16 protein-coding genes are annotated in these 18,836 nt (G+C 44.5%); 3 read left to right on the top strand and 13 right to left on the bottom strand.

Annotated features, from left to right (window positions below; all coding sequences use genetic code 11):
- Positions 1–9: 9 nt before the first annotated feature.
- Positions 10–840 carry an HAD hydrolase family protein gene (locus I3248_RS00515; protein WP_238062148.1) on the bottom strand — a complete coding sequence of 277 codons (831 nt, stop codon included), beginning with the start codon at positions 838–840 and terminating at the stop codon, positions 10–12.
- Positions 837–2,099, bottom strand: coding sequence for a phosphoribosyltransferase domain-containing protein (locus tag I3248_RS00510; RefSeq protein ID WP_238062147.1), 1,263 nt, complete (start codon positions 2,097–2,099; stop codon positions 837–839). The genes I3248_RS00515 and I3248_RS00510 overlap by 4 nt, the downstream gene beginning before the upstream one ends.
- A gap of 439 nt (positions 2,100–2,538) precedes the next feature.
- On the opposite strand from I3248_RS00510, the gene I3248_RS00505 reads away from it, so the two are divergent.
- Positions 2,539–3,735 carry a sugar transporter gene (locus I3248_RS00505; protein ID WP_238062146.1) on the top strand — a complete coding sequence of 399 codons (1,197 nt, stop codon included), beginning with the start codon at positions 2,539–2,541 and terminating at the stop codon, positions 3,733–3,735.
- A 34-nt stretch (positions 3,736–3,769) separates the two neighbouring features.
- Here the strand turns inward: I3248_RS00505 and I3248_RS00500 are convergent, their stop codons facing one another.
- Positions 3,770–4,897, bottom strand: coding sequence for an ATP-grasp domain-containing protein (locus I3248_RS00500; RefSeq protein WP_238062145.1), 1,128 nt, complete (start codon positions 4,895–4,897; stop codon positions 3,770–3,772).
- Between the two features lie 239 nt (positions 4,898–5,136).
- Between I3248_RS00500 and I3248_RS00495 the strand changes: the two genes are divergently transcribed.
- Entirely contained in the window at positions 5,137–6,405 is a 1,269-nt protein-coding gene (locus I3248_RS00495; RefSeq protein ID WP_201601138.1) for a TerD family protein, read from the top strand.
- Positions 6,406–6,500: 95 nt separating this feature from the next.
- On the opposite strand, the gene I3248_RS00490 is transcribed toward I3248_RS00495, so the two are convergent.
- From I3248_RS00490 to I3248_RS00480, 3 genes are all read right to left on the bottom strand, one after another.
- Positions 6,501–7,112, bottom strand: a complete 612-nt coding sequence (locus I3248_RS00490) for a TerD family protein (protein ID WP_201601134.1) — start codon at positions 7,110–7,112, stop codon at positions 6,501–6,503.
- Between the two features lie 115 nt (positions 7,113–7,227).
- Positions 7,228–7,980: a TIGR00266 family protein gene (locus tag I3248_RS00485; RefSeq protein ID WP_201610252.1), complete on the bottom strand. Its 753-nt coding sequence runs from the start codon at positions 7,978–7,980 to the stop codon at positions 7,228–7,230.
- 176 nt (positions 7,981–8,156) lie between these two features.
- The gene (locus tag I3248_RS00480; RefSeq protein ID WP_025647412.1) at positions 8,157–8,732 is read right to left on the bottom strand and encodes a TerD family protein; all 576 of its coding nucleotides are present in this window, start codon (positions 8,730–8,732) and stop codon (positions 8,157–8,159) included.
- 328 nt (positions 8,733–9,060) lie between these two features.
- Between I3248_RS00480 and I3248_RS00475 the strand changes: the two genes are divergently transcribed.
- On the top strand, positions 9,061–9,726 hold the full coding sequence (locus I3248_RS00475) for a 7-cyano-7-deazaguanine/7-aminomethyl-7-deazaguanine transporter (protein WP_025647410.1): 666 nt from the start codon (positions 9,061–9,063) through the stop codon (positions 9,724–9,726).
- Positions 9,727–9,866: 140 nt separating this feature from the next.
- On the opposite strand, the gene I3248_RS00470 is transcribed toward I3248_RS00475, so the two are convergent.
- The 7 genes from I3248_RS00470 to I3248_RS00440 form a co-directional block, all read right to left on the bottom strand.
- Positions 9,867–10,937, bottom strand: a complete 1,071-nt coding sequence (locus tag I3248_RS00470; protein ID WP_238062144.1) for a DUF475 domain-containing protein — start codon at positions 10,935–10,937, stop codon at positions 9,867–9,869.
- A 329-nt stretch (positions 10,938–11,266) separates the two neighbouring features.
- On the bottom strand, positions 11,267–11,842 hold the full coding sequence (locus tag I3248_RS00465) for a TerD family protein (protein ID WP_201557051.1): 576 nt from the start codon (positions 11,840–11,842) through the stop codon (positions 11,267–11,269).
- A 182-nt stretch (positions 11,843–12,024) separates the two neighbouring features.
- On the bottom strand, positions 12,025–14,313 hold the full coding sequence (gene rlmKL, locus I3248_RS00460; protein ID WP_201557049.1) for a bifunctional 23S rRNA (guanine(2069)-N(7))-methyltransferase RlmK/23S rRNA (guanine(2445)-N(2))-methyltransferase RlmL: 2,289 nt from the start codon (positions 14,311–14,313) through the stop codon (positions 12,025–12,027).
- Positions 14,314–14,456: 143 nt separating this feature from the next.
- A complete protein-coding gene (locus I3248_RS00455) occupies positions 14,457–15,644 on the bottom strand; it encodes a mechanosensitive ion channel family protein (protein WP_025647401.1) in 1,188 nt (395 codons plus the stop codon).
- A 110-nt stretch (positions 15,645–15,754) separates the two neighbouring features.
- The gene (locus I3248_RS00450) at positions 15,755–17,260 is read right to left on the bottom strand and encodes a dihydrolipoyl dehydrogenase (RefSeq protein WP_238062143.1); all 1,506 of its coding nucleotides are present in this window, start codon (positions 17,258–17,260) and stop codon (positions 15,755–15,757) included.
- Between the two features lie 284 nt (positions 17,261–17,544).
- Positions 17,545–18,045, bottom strand: coding sequence for a peroxiredoxin (locus I3248_RS00445; protein WP_025647397.1), 501 nt, complete (start codon positions 18,043–18,045; stop codon positions 17,545–17,547).
- Positions 18,046–18,269: 224 nt separating this feature from the next.
- Positions 18,270–18,599, bottom strand: coding sequence for a hypothetical protein (locus I3248_RS00440; protein ID WP_025647395.1), 330 nt, complete (start codon positions 18,597–18,599; stop codon positions 18,270–18,272).
- Between the last annotated feature and the right edge of the window lie 237 nt (positions 18,600–18,836).

Genomic DNA, 18,836 nt, shown 5'->3' with positions numbered 1-18,836 from the left:
GCTCTATAGTTATTTTAAATGTTGAGGATTATATTGATCATGTAGCTGACCATGATTGGGCATCCCGTACCAGTCTAGTAGCTGCAAAAACGGCAAATCGGCTAAGCTATCACCAAAGCCAAAGCTTGGCCTGCTGCTCTCTAAGTGCTGCTCTAGCAAGAACTCTACTGCATGACGCTTGTGCACAGCATGCGGCAAAATGGCTAAGTTATTCGCATTGACATGCACATAGAAGTCTTGATCAAAGTTTCGTATCAATTTAGGCAACTGCTCAGCGAGCTGTATCAGAGCTTGATGATTTTTTTGCGCGTGTTTGATAGCAAGATAGATGGTCAGTCCTTTGTTTTCAGTGCCGTTATTAAAATGATCTTTATGCGTGGTAAACTTTAAATGGCTGTTGTCGCTGCTGCTGTGCTGAGTAAATAACTGGCTTAGCTGCCCCAGCTTCTTCTGCAAAGGCGCAAGCTTGCTATACATGCGCTGCTGCCACTGCGTGTCTAGCTTGCCATCTTGAGTTAAAACAATCGCCCCATGAGTCAATACCTGCCAGCTATCAAAGGGCAGTCTCACCCGTTTGATCTCTTTGCGATCGCGGGCAGTGACCACTATCAATTCAGTACTCGCTAATAACCAATTAACAAAGCTTGCTTGTCGCTGACTCATAAAGCTCAGCGGCTCGCCCTGTTTATTGACACTCGCGCACACTAAGTTTTCAGCTTTGGACGTTGGCAAGTTCCAAGCATCTATTTTGCGCTGCGTCTGAAATAGCGTATCGTCTAAATCCATGAGCGCGTAGGGCTTTATTATATCAGGACTCGCTTGAAAGAAAGAGATAGTCATAGATCTGCCCCTACAACCAATACATTATCTAAACCTTGCCACATACTATCAACGCTATCGCTAGCGGTCTCTACACACAGCACAATCAAGTCCCAGTCTTTTGGCTCGACATTATAGACAAAGTTTGTCATACCAAGGCCATAGTTATCATGGAAGCTGAGCATCGTGTGAATAGCGCCACCTAACGCAATGGGCGAGCGCGTTAATGCGCTGAATTTAACCGTTGAATTTTGGCTGACCTCTTTGGTTTCAGCCTCCAGCCACTCGGCTAATAAAAACGGTAACCAGACAAACTCATTACTGCCTAATACTAAAATCCGCTTGGGTAGCTTACCTTTATCAAAATTCGGCTTATCATCGAAGTATGCAAAAGCTTGCTGGAAACGCTCTAAGTAACCGTCAAAGCCATCCGTACTATCCAATGTTGGGAATCGTCCCCAATTGCCTGTATTACCCAACGGCTGCGAGCCTGCCTCGGTGGTATCGACCACGGGCATAGTGATAGGCTCAGGGTTCGGCGCGTCTGTCCACTGCCAAGCGCCTGATAATAAATGATGACGCTGAAAGTCAATATTAGGCATGCGAGTAGAGATGTGGTCACAGTCGTCAGTTACCTTTTGGTCAGTTGCCTCTTGATTGAGTGACCAATCCACCAAAGTCGTCAGATGCACTTGTTTTAACTGGCTTAGACCAGCGTGACGTAGTGCGGTCACTACATTGACGCAGGTATTACCAGTTGAGGCTTCATCATCGACCATGATTAAGGTTCTGCTGGCGAGGAGCTGCGATTGTATGTTTTTATCGCGACTTTGATAAATCAAATGCTGGCTGGCATGACTATGATCTTCGCTAAAGGTAGTGAATAACGCTTCGTCATTGTCTTCGTTATGCTGAGCGTGACGGGTAGAGTTTAGTAGTAAAGCATCTGGGTAGCGCGTTTGTAGCGCTTGATGCACGCTTGCCGATAGTCCTACCGCTGTTTCTGCCATACCAACGACCAAAATAGGCTCAGGCAGATTATCCGGTACTAAGTTTGCCAAATCGGTAAAAGCGCCGCGCATGATGCTAGGCGCGACAGGAATATGGCGACCTAAGACCTTGGAGACGAATAAGAATGCCCGTTTGGGATTGATCCGCTGCGCAAAGCCAAGCAAGTCTTCGAGCTGATATGTATTATCATTTTTGTTATGAGTCTGATAAGTGAGATCTAGTGCGCCGCGAGGCAGAGTAATGGTCGTACTTTGTGGTTTAGCTGACATTCATATTCCTTAACCTAACTATTTAAAGCGGTTTTTATAGTCGAGATTTTGTCCCATTTATCTGAGGGTTTGATTTCTTATTTAACGGCTTGTTGAAGTGCTTTTTGACTTATCACTACTGCTTACAAATCGTCGTAACTTTGTTTACTAAATTAAGCTTGCTTAGTGACGAGATTACGATTAAATTCCCCTAAAAAAGTAGCTGTTTTTAGCGTTCACTTTTACTCTAAACTCTAAACCAAAAATATATTGGCTCAGTATTTTTTATCAACATATATCAATTACCAATAGAATGTCACAGTGTTGGTGTTTTTTACAATAGTAACGAAAGAGATGATAGTTCGGTGATGCTATAAGCCTAACGGTCTATCTTCCTTGCGTTATTCCTTTAGCTTTTGGGCCAATATTACCATTTTGGCTCCCCTATAGAGTAGATTCTATGGAACCCCCTCCAGAGCCCAATTCCGCTTCTCGCCAAAGCAAATATTTTCAAGTGATATTAATGGGGGTGAGCGCTTTTGTCGTCAATACGACTGAGTTCGTGCCTGTGGCGCTATTGAGTGATATTGCCCAAGATTTTTCGATTACGACTGCAGAGACAGGCTGGATGCTGACGCTCTATGCTTGGGTGGTTGCCGCTATGTCACTGCCACTCATGCTGCTGACCAGTCGCCTCGAGCGTAAACGTTTGCTGCTTGCTCTATTTGCTGTATTTATCGCCAGTCACGCGCTATCAGTGTTTGCTTGGAGCTTTAACGTACTGCTCATTAGCCGCGTGGGTATCGCACTCTCGCATGCGATATTTTGGGCGATTACGGCTGCGATAGCCCTGCGAGTCGCACCGCAAGGCAAAAAAGCCTTAGCACTGAGTATATTAGCGACTGGCACATCTTTAGCACTTGTATTAGGAGTGCCTATAGGACGCATACTAGGTCAATGGTTTGGCTGGCGCACCACTTTTGCCGGTATTGGTATCATCGCTTTTATCGTCTTTATTTTGCAAGCTAAGCTACTGCCAGATCTGCCTAGTATGTTCGATGGCTCCTTTAGTAAGCTGCCTGAGCTGCTCAGAAACCCGCTGCTCATTTGTCTTTATTTATTCTGTTTTGTGGTGTTCACTGCTGACTACGCCGCTTACTCATACATCGAACCTTTTATGAGTAAGATCGGCACTATTAGTGAAAACCAAGTCACCTTTATATTACTCTTGTTCGGCGGTGCTGGCCTTATCGGTAGTTATATCTTTAGCCGCTGGAATGAGCGCTCAACCACAAGGCTTATGCTGATATCTACCGTATTGATACTGGCGGCGATGGTGCTGATGTTGTGGGCGGTCAGCTCGATCTGGCTAATGAGTATCGTGACGGTGGTTTGGGGCACAGCGATGATTTTGTTGATGCTAACCATTCAGTCTAAAGTCATCGAGATTGATGTCAATGCGCAAGATATGGTCATGGCGATGTTCTCAGCGATTATCAATTTAGGCATCGGAATGGGCGCGCTACTTGGCGGCTACGCGGTGACTTATATCTCCTTATCGAGCGTGGGCTTTGTCGGTGCGGCGATAGCAGCCCTTGCTCTAATAGTGATGGTATATATGGTTAGGCGCTTTCCTGAGCTGAGTCATAATAGCTGAGATAGTTTATCTTTTTGCAAGCACGCTACTGTCCTTATACGTCTGTTTCGACCTTGACGCTCGTCACGATAGAACGTATCTGACAAGGAGTGATTTGCTCAATACTATCACTAAGTTTTGGCTTGTCGGTTAAGCCGAGCCAATAGCCAAAGCCGATTTGGGTTAGATCGATACCACTATGGGCGGTGTAGCCAATACCGCCAGAGGGGCGAGAGTTAATCTCTAACACACAGTGCTGCCCCTCGTCATTCTGTTTGGTTTGTACGCTGACGATACCATCACAGTTAAAGGCTTTTATGAGCGCAGTGACGACTTCCATCACAGCCTTGTCGTAGCCTATGTGCTGAATTTTGCCCTCTTTGTAGCGGGTGACTGCCGCTAGTACCTCGCCATATTCACAGACCACATCGATAGAATACTCGCGCCCTGATAGATAGGGCATAAGCAACATAGGAATAGGGCGCTTGTGTACCATTTGGCTATTGGCGTAAGCGTTGACAAATTGCTCAGTGCTAATCTTTTTGCTGTCGGTGAAGTATAAATGCTCAAAGCTATCGTACTGACTGCCGCTATCGAAACTTGCGTCTAGTCGCCAAAATCCTTGTGCGAATATACCCGTCACAGGCTTTACGCATAGTCTTTGTTGGCTATGTTTAGCGAGCAAGGCTTTGAGCTCAGCGGTCGTATCAAAGCGCCAAGCGGTTGCCACAGGAATGTTATGTGCAAGGCAGTGCTGCATAAAAGCAAACTTATCATCGATAGTCTCAAGCGCCGTGACGCTAGTGGCTCCGGTTAGTAGCCGAATACCGGCTTGGGTAAATAAGTCTCTATGCGCCTCATAATCGCGACTATTACGGCCAGTCAGCAGTACTTTGACATGGTTTTTCTTAGCCTGTTCTAGTACGAACTGCCAACGCTCAGCAGGGGCTGGGTTGATGCTTATCTCTTTACTGGTTGCTGCTTTATATGGCTCACGAAAGATAGTATCAGCAAACTCAAATATCTCAGGACGGTCATGGCGATGTGAAGCGATTATGGTGAAAGGTGTTATAGATTGCGCCTTAAGCGCTTGCAGACTCTCAAGCATATCGCGCTGGCTCGATTGTCCTTCAGCAAGCCAAGCCGCTATTATTGGTTCACTGCCATTCATTTTATTAGCCATAACACTGTCCATGATTGTCAAAACTTTAAGAATACTTGTGGTCATTATATACAAATACGCTGACTGATAACTGCTTATAGTGCGCTCATTTTTAAAATAATTTTGCCCAAAGCTAAGCGATAAGTCGCTATAAAACTAGCCTCATATCCGTGCTAGTATATAATCATCTTCAAGTGAATCATCCACAAATGGCTTTCGCAGCTAGCTAAAAAGACTACAAATAGTAAAAGGACAATATAATGAGTCAAACCCAGCCGCAAGAATTAGTAGCGGGTGCTAATGCGCCGCTGCCTAATGACAATATTAGCATTCGTATTTTGAGTCATAACGCAATCGATTGCGCCGCTTATCGCCTAACTAGTAGCGGGAAAGTACGCGGTGACGGTGACATGATTTTTTATGGTCAGACGCGTAGCGATGATGGAAGCGTCAGCTTTCGCGGGCACGATAGCGATGGATTTTTTGATATTAACCTACCTGCACAAGCCAATGAGATTGAAAAAATTGCGCTGGCTTTTTCTAGCAATCAGACGCTCTCGCAATTAGGGGACGTCGATATTCAAGTGTTACAAGGCAGCCAAGTGCTAATAACTTGTCAGCTGAGTAGCGCAGGCCGTGATGAAAAAGCCATTATCTTAGCAGAGTGCTATCGTCGTCAAGGCAACTGGAAGTTTCGATTTATCGCGCAAGGGTTCAACGGCGGTCTGAAACCTTTATCTGAGCATTTCGGAGTAGAGATTGCTGATGAAGCACCTGAACAAAATCAGAGTCAATCACAAGCCATTAACACCCAAAAACCTAATCGCAGTACCCAAAGTAATGGTAATCAAAACACTGCTCAAAGCAATCCGCCGCCGATTCCAGCAAGCCCCTCAGTGAATCTAAGCAAGATTACTTTGACCAAAAATCAATCCAGTATTAACCTTACCAAGCGTGATGACTTCGGTAAGATAGCGGTCAATCTGAACTGGAATCAACGTCCGAATGCTGATAAAGCCGCGCCAAAAAAAGGCCTATTAGGAGATTTATTTAAGCAGCGCGGTTCAGGTGGTATCGATCTCGATATTGGCGCGATGGTGCATTTAAAAAACGGCGAGAAGACCCTAATACAAGCGCTAGGCAATCGCTTTGGTAACTTAAATGGCTCACCTTTTGTATTACTGCGCGCTGACGATAGAACGGGGCAAGTCAGCGATGGCGAATGGCTTGATATCAACGGTCAGCAGTGGTCGCAAATCCAAGAGGTGTTTATTTTTGCTTTCATTTATGAGGGCGTGCCTAATTGGGCACAAACCGATGGCGTAGTGACGATACATGTGCCCGGGCAGCCGCCAATTGAAACGCGATTGACCGAAGGCGCGGGGAATGCGCCGATGTGCGCAATTGCACGGCTCGTCAATCAGCAGGGCAGTATCAATGTCGAGCGCATTAACCAATACTTCAATGGACACAAAGAGATGGATAAAGCCTTTAATTGGGGTTTTAGCTGGAAGCGGGGTAGTAAATAGTAGTGGGGCAGAGTGAATGTTTGGAGCTTATAAAACAAACAGCCTAGCTATCTAGTATAGCTAGGCTGTTTTTTTGCAAAAATTCAAATTGACTTTTAGGCATGCGGAGCGATAGCAGGCATTAAGTCATGGAAGGTGCGGCCAGAAGCGGTCTCACCGATAGCATGCATTTTCCACTCATTATTATGGCGATAAACCTTTGCCATAATCATCGCGGTGTGTCCGCCTTGCGCTGAGAGGTTATAACGCGCTACCTCTGAGTTGTTACTAGCATTGACGATACGGCAAAAAGCATTTTCAACAGTTTCAAAAGTCTGACCGGTAAAGCTATTGACCGTAAATACTAAAGAGGTCACAGCAGCTGGAATTTTGGATAAATCAACATTGATGACTTCATCATCGCCGTCGCCCGCGCCAGTACGATTATCACCGGTGTGCAAGATACTACCATCTTTGGATTGGAGTTGACCGAACCAAATAGCATCGACAGCTTGCTTGTTGCTATCGAACATAATGCACGAAGCATCTAAATCGATAGTGTCGCCCCCGCCACTACCGCCACCAAATAATTTACCTAACAAGCCAGTTTTTTGCGCTTGCGGTGCTTGCGCGACATCCCAGCCGAGGCCCAGCTTGACTTGGGTCAGCGTGCCGCCTGCTTCTTTACTTAAGGATATTTTCTGTCCCTTTTGTAGACTTACTGCCATATTGTATTCCTTTTAGTCGTTATAAGTGTGTTTATAAAAGATAATAGCGACTCATAATATTATAAATAAAGCACTATAGTGAAATTGAGGGCTGCGTCTTGTCTTCAGCTTCGACTTATAGGATATTATCCAAAAAGCCGCCACCGCCGCCGCGACCACCTGCATTGCTACCTAACACGCTTTGAATCCAGCCTTGATAGCTGTCACGGTTACGTGAGCAAATAATGACTTTACCTGAGCCTGAGAAATTCAGCACCATACCTTCGCCACTGGTGACAGAGTTGATGATATTACCCATAAAGCCTTTCTTCTTACTGGTCGAAACCGAGAGTTTATACTCTAAATTAGAATCCCAGCAGACCACATGACCATTATCAATGATGACATCTTTACCCGGCTCCACTTCAATCTCAAATAGCGAACCAAAGCCTGAGACCACGACTTGGCCTTGACCTTGAGTTTGCATTACCATAAAACCGCCAGTGTCGCCAAATACCGCACCGCCAAGGTTACGCTGAATATTGGCTCTGATATCGACGTCTTTTTGTGCAGCCACAAAAGCGCCATCGCTTAAGGTATATTGCTGCGCGCCAACATCGAGTATCTGCATGTCGCCGTCGAGCGTAGGGGCGAGCAGACAATCGCCTTCACCGCCTGTGGCCTCAATCTGCTGCTGAAACAGCGATTCATCATTGGCAAAGCGGCGCATGAGCGACTGCATAAGACCGCCTTGAAGCTTGCCTTTTAATTCAAGATTGGACTCCATCATGACCATAGCATTGGCTTCACAATAGATCGAATCGCCTTTTTGCAGGTTGCAGTGCAAAAAAGGCTCAATGGTACCTATTAAACTAAAAGTCGCGGCCATAACGAATAAATCCTTAAGCTAGTCGTTTAACTGATCATTTATTTTTGCTATCAATGATATAAAAAAGATAAACGGTTGATGAGTGAATAAAATTAAAGCCAACAAATACGGATAATCATCGCACTTGCTAGCTTTAATAGAGAATACTTGCTGCGTAAAGGTTTGAGAGTCTAACCTTAGACGTTCACACCATAAGAAGACGCTAATGGACCTAAGCCGCCGCTAAAGCCTTGACCGACAGCGCGGAATTTCCAATCGCCACTGTGACGGTATAGCTCGCCAAAGATCATAGCCGTCTCAGTGCTACCATCTTCTGATAGGTCATAACGAGCAATTTCGCTATTACCATTGTCATTGACGATACGGATATAAGCTTCGCCTACTTGACCGAAGTTTTGATTACGGGCTTGGCCTTCATAGATAATGGCACAAACGGCGACTTTACTGACATCCGCTGGAATGTTGGCTAAGTTGATTTTGATTTGCTCATCATCACCGTCACCTTCGCCAGTGCGGTTATCGCCAGTGTGCTCAACAGCGCCATTGTCTGACTTTAGGTTATTAAAGAAAATAAAGTCTTTATCATTACGCACTTTACCGCCTTCATTGACCAAAAACGCAATCGCGTCTAAGTCAAACTCTTGACCGTCGGTGGCGCGAGGATCCCAGCCAAGACCGACAGTAATGTTAGTAAGGCCTGGTGCTTCTTTTGATAAGTTGACGTTACCGCCTTTTGTTAAGCTAATAGCCATAAAGTTGTCCTTTTCGTTATAAATAAATGATTTATTAATGAATTATAAGATGATGCATTATTTGCTAAGCCTAGATGCGATGCTGCTTAGCGTTACGTTTTACTATACTAAGCAGGTACTGACTACGCAAGTCGTATTTTGTGGTTATCTGTTTACAGAGCTGTCTTAAGATTATCTATGTTAAGCATGTTTAGCTTTTCATGAAGGGAGTTTATCTAAAGCCGAGACTTAACATTTTTTACCCTAACGGCTTTAGCTATTATCGCTTTTGCTTTATAATATGCGCGCTCAGGTTCCCTCAACCCTGAATTAAAAAAAGGACTCTTCTATGAGCATCAATTCTATTTCAGCCATTCCTACGCAGTCCATTGATTATAGCCGTGCTTTATTTTGGCTTGTGGGTCTCCACATCTTTATCATCGCTATCAGTAATTATCTGGTACAAATCCCGGTTGGCTTCTTTGGTTTTATCACCACTTGGGGCTCGGTGACTTTTCCGTTTATCTTCTTAGTTACTGATTTGACTGTACGTATCTTTGGTCAGCAGTTGGCCAGGCGCATTATCTTTTTTGCGATGCTGCCAGCCCTAGCAATCTCGTACTATTTCTCTGTGGTATTTGCCAACGGTCAGTTTGTCGGGCATGAGCACTTGCTTGATTTTAATCTGTTTGTATTCCGCATTGTGTTAGCCAGCTTCACCGCGTATGTGGTCGGGCAGCTACTAGATATTCAGGTCTTTAATAGACTACGCCAGCTTAAAACTTGGTGGATTGCGCCTTTGGCTTCCACACTAATTGGAAATTTAATCGATAGCTTTTGCTTTTTTGCTATTGCCTTTTACAAAAGCCCAGACCCCTTTATGGCGGCAAATTGGGTCGAGATCGGCACGGTAGATTATGTCTTTAAGATGGTGATGGGCGTGCTTATATTTTTACCACTATACGGTGTGATTTTAGCAAAGCTACAAAAGATGTTATCCGGAAAAGAGAAGTAAGACTGAGCAAAGAAGAAAAGCCGGGCAAAAGGTATAAAAGAGCTAAGCCATTAGATAATCCTCACGCATAAAAAGAGCTATAACGAATGATCGCTATAGCTCTTTTTTATTGTCTCAAGCGGCTAAGTTACAAGCTCTGCTTACCCCTTAGGGTTCGCTAGTGCCTCGGTTTTGCGGTACTTAAGCGAAGCTAATAGCGCCCAACCAATAAAGGCAATACCAATCAGACCCGTAATCAGCTCTGGCACATGGAATTTGACCGATAACAGCATGATGATAGCAAGTGCACCAATCGCATAATGCGCGCCATGCTCAAGATAAATAAACTCATCGAGCGTGCCTTTATCGACTAAGAATATCGTCATCGAACGTACGAACATCGCACCGATAGCCAGACCCAGCATAATCACGATCACATCGTTAGTAATCGCAAATGCGCCAATTACACCGTCAAAGCTGAAGGATGCATCAAGTACTTCTAAGTATAAGAAGCCGATGATCCCGCCTTTCATAATAGCGCTAGTTGCTTGACCTGTGCTATTACCCTCGCTATCGAGCTCTTCTTCAAGATCGCCCTCTAGCATGCCTGAGATAACTTGCACGCCTAAGTATACTAAGATACCCCAAACGCCTGCGATTAGCACCGCTGCCGCTTGCGCCTCTGCTGCAAAGGACACCGCAATCATCAGCACAATCAGCGCGATAAAGACGCTCATCGCATCGACTTTGGCAAGTTTGGCTAAGCGGCTCTCAAGCCAATTAAACCAATGTACGTCTTTATCATCAAAGACAAAGTTTAAGAAGACTAATAATAAGAAGATACCACCAAACGCTGAAATCTCAGCATGGTGCGCCATCAATCTTGCAGAGTACTCTTCAGGGTTGTTCAAAGCCAAATCGACGACCTGCATCATACCTAAGTCGGCAGTGACAGCGACGATGACGATAGGGAAGACCAAGCGCATACCGAAGACGGCGATCAAAATACCGACGGTTAAGAAAATCATTTTCCAAAAGTCGTCCCAGCCTTTTAGGACGGAGGCGTTAACGACGGCGTTGTCAAAGGATAAGGAGATCTCCATAACCGCCAAAATAGCCGTAATCGATAGCGTGGCTATCATTCCGCCTAAACCACCGTTTGAATATCCCCACCAAGCCGCTACCGCCAAGGCAATAGCGGTGAAGATAAAATCTAAATAAAAATGTCTCATGACATATCCTGTCTTATTGCATTAAGCGAATGCTGGGTTAGTCTTGTTTAGTTGGAGTAATAGTCAGTATAAAAGCAGCTAATGATAGCTGCTTTTTTGAGAAAAACTGAGAGAAACATAAAGCATTTTGGACGGTTTGACTAGCAAAAGCTATGCTTTTTTGCCATCCACGCGCTTTCATTCTTAGATTTATTATGGTGGTGGTTCAGCAAAAATAAAGTCACCTCACACAAAATATCAGCAAAAATAGCGCACTGAACGGTACATATTTGGCATCTTAAAAGACACTTTTATGCTTGCGCAACAGCGATTTAAAATAAGCCTTAGAATTAAATATCAACGCCGTACTGATGGCACATTGCTTGCAGACCACCAGAGTAGCCTTGGCCTACCGCACGGAATTTCCACTCGTTATTGTGGCGATAGACTTCACCGAACACCATAGCCGTCTCGACTGAATAGTCCTCTGCTAAATCGAAACGAACCACTTCGGTGCCAGACTCTTCATTGACGACGCGGATAAACGCGTTAGCAACTTGACCGAAGTTTTGACCACGGGCAGCAGCATCGTGAATGGTGACAGTGACGACGATTTTATCAACGTCCGCTGGCACTTGCGTGAGATTGACTTTGATGACTTCATCATCGCCATCTCCTTCGCCAGTACGATTATCACCGGTGTGCTCAACCGCGCCGTTGTCAGACTTGAGCTGATTATAAAAGATAAAGTCATGATCGCCGCGTACCTTGCCGGCGTTACTTAGCAAAAACACGCTAGCGTCTAGATCAAACTCAGCACCTGAGGTGGCGCGCTCATCCCAGCCCAAACCGATTAACAGTTTATTGAGGTTCGGGTCAGTTTTGGTTAGCGATAAGTTACCGCCTTTATTAAGTGATAAAGCCATGGAGATATCCTTTTAGTCATTGTTATAGTACATATAAATGGCAATAAATAGCTTAACCGCACGTAGTACGCTGAGGTATCGACTACTTATTAATGCTCTATCATAACAACAAAAAATGACCCAATCAAAGCTGATCAGGTCATCGTTATCACCGTTATTGTTGCTTTATTATTAACTTAAATTTAACGATGACGAATCTCAAAGCTCTGATGAATAGGTTTTTTGATATTATAATCAAAGCCTATCGTCTGATGGGTAATATCAGTCACCTCATAGCGCTCAGTGAGCTGCTCATCAAGCTCAAAACGAGTAAAGTTATTGGAGAAGTATAGAACCCCTCCAGTAGTTAGGCGGTTCATGGCGCGGTTGATAAGCGCCGCATGATCGCGCTGCACATCAAAGGTACCCTGGAACTTTTTGGAGTTCGAAAAAGTCGGCGGATCGATAAAGATAATATCGAACTGCTCGGTATTGTCTTTTATCCACTCAAAAATGTCAGCAGCGACAAACTGATACTTATGACGACTGATATCAAGACCGTTTAGCACAAAATTTTGCTTACCCCAATCAAGATAGTTCTGTGATAAATCAACGCTAGTGACTTTTTTGGCGCCAGCTAAGGCTGCATGCACACTCGCTGTACAAGTATAAGCAAATAGGTTCAGCACTGATTTATCTTTACTGTTCGCCTTGATACGCGCGCGCATATTGCGGTGATCGATAAATAATCCGGTATCTAGATAGTCGGTAAAGTTGACATAAAAGTAAGCGCCATCCTCTTTTGCGATATAAAACTTACCTTTTTTCTCACTATTGCCTTGTTTGCTATATTGCTCATTACCTGACTGACGGGCGCGAGTTTTGATAAATACTTGCTCGCGATTAATGTCTAAAACTTCTCGAATACCCATTAGCGCCAGATTGAAGCGTTTTTTGGCGGTTTCAGGCGGAATGGTCTTTGGCGGTGCATACTCTTGTACGTGCACATAATCGCCATACAGATCTATAGCGACTTTGAAATCTGGCAAATCAGCGTCATAAGCGCGAATATTACTCACGTTTTGCTTAGCGGCTTGTTTTCTAAGCTTACCTAAGTTTTTTTGCAGACGATTAATAAAGTCTTGACCTTCCTCAACCTTAATTTCACGTTTCTCAAAATCGCTCACCAGATTGCCCGTTTGCCCAGCGATGAGCTGACCGTAGCGAAAATATACCGTTATCGCGCCGTTATGGCAGCGCAGGGTCTTCGGCTCTTTGATCGGCAAGATATCGACTTGCTCGATATGAGCAGCAAGGATACCGAGCATCGGATCGATACCACTACCGGCGAAGCTATCTTGCAAAATAAGCCCTAATGCCTGATAAAGCGGACGAATAAAGTCCTCGTCACCTAAGCGTTCACCATAAGGCGGGTTAGTGATAATTAGCGGATTGCTTAATCGGCCATCTTTGACCATCGGCCGCAAGGTGTGAGTTAATTTATCGAGCGCACGCGTCTCCAGATCGATCAGCGGTAGCAGGTCTTGTAATCCAGCCGCTATTAGGTTTTTTTCAGTTGCTAAGATAGCACCGCTATCGGCATCAAAACCAAGTATCAACGGCAAAGTATCTGGCTGCTCAAGTGCGATAGCGAGCGCATTACGGTGACGATCTTGCGCCTCGTCAATCATCGTCTGCCATAGACTCTCATCGTGATGCTGCCACTGATAAAAACCAAACTGATTAGCGGCTTTATCGATACCAACGGCATAATCTAAATGCATCAAAAGCGCTTCAATAATAAAAGTACCAGAGCCACACATTGGATCAATCAAGGCATTGTATAAAGGGGCGTTATTCTCTTTATTCTTTAGATGCCAGTCCGAGCTGTAGAGTAGGGCAGCTGCTAAGTTTTCTTTTAATGGCGCATCAGTCATTGCCACTCGGTAGCCGCGGCGATGCAAGCTGGTACCGGATAGATCTAAATACAGCTCAGCTTGCTTGTCATTGACGGTAGCAAAAATAGCGAAGTCTGGGTTTTTACTATCGACGTCAGGGCGGCTCTCATAAGCTTCGTTAAAGGTGTCGGCAATGGCGTCTTTGATACGTAGCATCGCAAACTGTTGACTGACCGCCACGCGCTTATCAACTGACAGACGTATAGCAAAGGTCTGCTCTAGGTCGAACTGCTGCGTCCAGTCTATGGACTTAGCTAGCCCATAGAGCTGTTCGGCGACATCATAGTCGCTGTTGATATTTTTACGCTTAATCAGCATCAGTACTCGCGATGCTACGCGCGACCAAAGACAAATCGTATACAGATCACGCAAGCTTGCGCTAACACTCAAGCGCCCAGTGCTTTTGATATCGCTTACAATACCGAAGCTTGACAGCTCAGTTTGTAGCGGCAGCTCAAGCCCATCGGCACAGGTGATAATAAGATCGAGCATCAGCGAGGATGAAGGCTGTGCAGAAAAGGTTGGTTCGGTCATACGGATACCTGTAGCTAAAGGGCGAATCAAAGGAAAAAAAAGAGCGTAAAGCAAAAACGGTCATGTCATTTGACCGATAATTTTAACATATTTAGCACTGATATGGTCCAATGACCAAAGCGCTCTATAATTATCAGTACGCCTTAATCGTTATTCTTAGTCAGAGTTATCTCATCGGAGACCAGTTGCGTGGTGGTTTCAAATGGCTTAGTCGCGATAGGATAATCGACATCCTTTGGCATCAAGAGGCGCATGTGCGGGTAGGGAGTTGAGATATTGGCAGCATCAAAAGCCACTTTGATTTTTTCTTGCAGGTCCTCTTTTATTTTGGGCATCCGGGCGACAGAGGCCGGCTTAACCCAAAAGCGAATAATAAAGAACACCCCATATTCGCCGATTTCTGCCACAGTAGCTGAAGCCTCAGGACGATTTAGTACCGCATCGGTATCCTTTAGCACTTGCAATATCTCTTCTCGCGCTTTTTCGATATCATCTTCAAAAGCGATGCGCATCCGAATATCAAAGCGGATAAAGTTTTTTGAGGTGATATTAGTGACCTCAGAGGAGGCGACGTTTGAGTTGGGAATGATGACGGTGATGTTGTCGCGAGTCAGTACATGAGTGGTACGTAGGGCGATAACCACCACGCGGCCCTCGTTACCATTGATATTGACCCAATCGCCGACCTGAAAGGACTGCTCCAGCAAAATAGTAATACCGGCGATAAAATTAGCAAGCGTGGACTGCGCCGCAAAACCAACAGCAAGACCTGCAATACCTAAACCGGCAACCAAAGAGACAATGTCAAAACCGAACTGCGCCATGACGCTGGCAAGCCCGAGCACCAAAAGTAGTACTGATAGTACGTTTTTGAGTAACTGCTCGATGGAGGCGTTGAGACCATAATGCTGTAGCACTTTATGGATAATCTGTCCGGACGACGTCCATAAGATATAATAAATACCTGCCCAAATACAGGCTTTGGCAGTAGCTTTTACTGTCTCAGGCTCAAAGTTGACTTGACTCATAACGGCGATAAGGCTCGCCACTATCCAGATATAACGCAGCACTGAACGAGCGATTTTGACCCGGCGCTCATTCATGTGCAAGCGCTCACTGTTCCTTTTTATCAGATAGATCGCTAACCAATAAAAGAACCCTATTATAGCCAACAGTATCAGTATCTTAATAGCAGTACTAGCCAGCTCTATGGCATAAGCAGACCAATCTAGATTATCTTCTTCTAATGAGCCACCCAATGCCAAATAAAGACTGGCATGCAAATCACGAATGATTTCCTCAAAAAAATCAGTAATGCTAGCGATGGCCATCTTATTGTCCGTATGAGTGTGTTAATAAAGGCTAGTCTAGGGTCAAACACGCTGCTCTAAAAAACGGCTTAAACCAAGCCACTACCCTAAAAGTGTATCTTAACAGCGCCCTAAAAACCATCTTCTTGCGTGTCGAGTGATTGATAAGGGATAGCCATCTTGTGTTGAACATCTCGCAGCGCCGTACGTAATCCCTCAAGGATAGTAGGATGATAAAAAGGCGTATCAAGCAGCTGTTTTACACAGATCTCATTAGTTATGGCATTGGCTAAAATATGACCGATATATTCAGCGTCTGGGCCAACCATGCTTGCGCCTAATACTTTATCAGTCTCCTTACAACCATAAATGTGCAGCAGGCCGCAGTTGACGCCCATAATACGACTACGGCCTTGATTATCGAAGCTGACTTTACCAATCACGTATTCTAAATCTGGATCGTCTTCAATCTCTTGTTGGGTCATACCGACATTGACGATTTGCGGAGAAGTAAAGACGATGGAAAAAGGAATCGCTACCGGACGAATATAAGCATCGGTATTTTGATTACAAACGATACTACCAGCGCTATAGCCTTCATCACTAGCGACATGTAAGAGTGGAATGTTGGCATTGGCATCGCCAACGATATAGACGTCTAAATCCCCTATCTGACCAGTGTGCTTATCTAAATTTTTGGGTCGGTTTTTATCGTCAAGCTCAACGCCTAAGTTCTCCACACCTAGCTGCTCGATATTATTGCGTCGTCCAGTAGCCACTAACACTCGCTCACCCTGCCAGCGACCTTCATTGCCATCTTTATCCGTATATTCAATAAAAGCCGCTGTCTTACCATCGGTGCTGATCTCGTGACCTATATCATTGATAGTGCTTTTGAGATGCATGGTCAAATCTTCGCTCAAGCAGTCAATAGCTTTGGCATTAATGTCAGCGTCATTTAGACCGGCGACGCGGTTTTCGCGGTTGAACGACGTCACAGCGACTCCTAAACGCGAAAAAGCTTGCGCCAGCTCCAAGCCTACAGCGCCCGTACCAATTACCGCCATAGAGTCAGGCAAATCAGACAACTCAAACACACTGTCAGAAGTCAGTAATGTCTCACCTAGCTTATCAGACCAGCCGTCAGGGACAAACGGCTTACTGCCAGTTGCAACGATGATCTTGTCCGCCTTAATACGCTCATCATTGACTTCAATCAGACCTTCTTTATTAATATAAGCGCGCCCGTCTATTTTTTTATCATCCGGCCAGCTTTCGACTTGCTTTTCAATATAGCTCTTAAAATGACTGCGTTCTGCTTGCACCCGCGCCATGACTTGCCTGCCATTGATGGTCACCTCACTATGGATACCAAACTCTTCTGAGTATTTAGCATCGTGAGCACGCTCAGCGGCGGCAATGAGCAGCTTGCTTGGCATACAGCCGACCGTGACACAAGTCGTGGTCCAAAACCCCTCATTAATAATCACGATATCTTTCTTAATTTTACTCGCTTGGCGAAAGGCGTTTTGCCCTGCAGTACCTGCGCCAATAACAGCGACTGAAACACTGCGCGTGACGCTATCGGAGCTTTGTTTAGACGGTTTATCAGTGAGGTTCTCAGACGATTGGTTCATAATTCTTCCTATTATCAATAATTATAATTTAACAAATTTTCTCACGGCTAGTATCAATACTGACTCTGTTCTTTCAGCTGCCTTTAGAAATGCCTATAGCTGTCACTTGATGACTGATACTCTATGTTCATCCGCTAGGGTAAGATAATCTGTACCAAAGCGCAGCAGGATAAGCGTAGCGAGCTGTTGCAAAAATGTTGAGTTACCAATATTTAGTTATTAACGATTAGTTACCGAAGGCAGGCTAGTGTACGCCTTCGACTAAAAGTTATTTTAAAGATTTATTATTGAGGGGCTAACAGAGACAAGACACGCTCGGCATAGCCTTTGGCACGCAGGTTGCGCTGAGCATGAGTGAGCGTGCCTTCGCTATTAAATATAAAAGCGGAGCGCACCAGACCGATGGTTTTTTTGCCATACATGTTTTTTTCTTTGATAACCTCAAAGTATTGGCAGAGCTTCTCATCGCTATCACTAATTAGCGGGATTTGTAAGTCGTATTTTTCAATAAATTTTTTGTGCGATTCGGCGCTGTCACGAGAGACGCCAATGATATCGTAGCCCAAATCATCGAAATCGTGCAGATGGGCGGTGAAGTCAGTGGCTTGAGTGGTACAGCCAGGCGTATTGTCTTTAGGGTAGAAATAGAGGATTAGGCCTTTTTGTCTGTTCGCTACTAGCTGTTGTAAGCTGATATCCTCTTCAATGAAGTTTCCGTCTAGTAGGCGCACGAGCGTCACTGGAAAATCAGGTAAGGCGATATTTTCGGTGGTTGGCTTAGCCATAATAAGTTCCTTTTCAGTTGAGATTGGCAAACATTAATGGTAATCATCAAGGCTCAGTTTTGCACTTTGTGCGTTCGTTGGCAACTCATCCACAAAAAAAGACTGACAACCGCCAGTCTTATCTTATGTTTTATATGAATTTAATAGAGTAGAGTCAATATAACAAAAGCTTTAACAAGCCTATAATTCATTACTTTATATTGATACGGGTCAAAATGGCTGTATTAAGAGGGTTTTTGTGGCTGCTTTAAGTCTAAACCTTCAGTACATTGCTGTAAGTCTCGCTGCATTTTTTTCACGTAAGGTAAGCTAGAAGGGTCTTTTTTGTCTTGCGCGTAACTCTCAATTTCCCACATTTGACCGATAGTCATGTTACTACGCACATTAATAGTACAGTTACACAGCTTAGAGGCGGTATTTCTATCGGCAACTTTGTATTTAACCGCGCCACTAATACATTGATTTATATTATCTTTTTTAATGTCAGTAGCGTTTGCTTGCGGCATTGCGAACGCGGCAGCTAAGGCTAGGGGGAGTAATGGCAATAACTTCATAAATATCCTCTTGCAGGTAGTGTCAATTTTTGACTCTGGTATTCAATGTGATTTTATAATTAATAGACAGCTGGATCACTGATATGTGAGTGACTGAATCATTGGTGATATCTCATGTAACCTATATTATATGTAATCTATTCAATTGGCAAAAATGATTGTCCATACGATAGCAAGTATGGTGATAAAAATACAATGGCGACGTGCTGTGTTAATGCAAGCGAATGTTTCGCTAAT

Source organism: Psychrobacter sp. Ps3 (assembly GCF_022129275.1).
GTDB classification, from domain to species: Bacteria; Pseudomonadota; Gammaproteobacteria; order Pseudomonadales; family Moraxellaceae; genus Psychrobacter; species Psychrobacter submarinus.
Note: the sequence above shows the minus strand (reverse complement) of the source record. Positions and strands in the feature narration are given on the sequence as shown.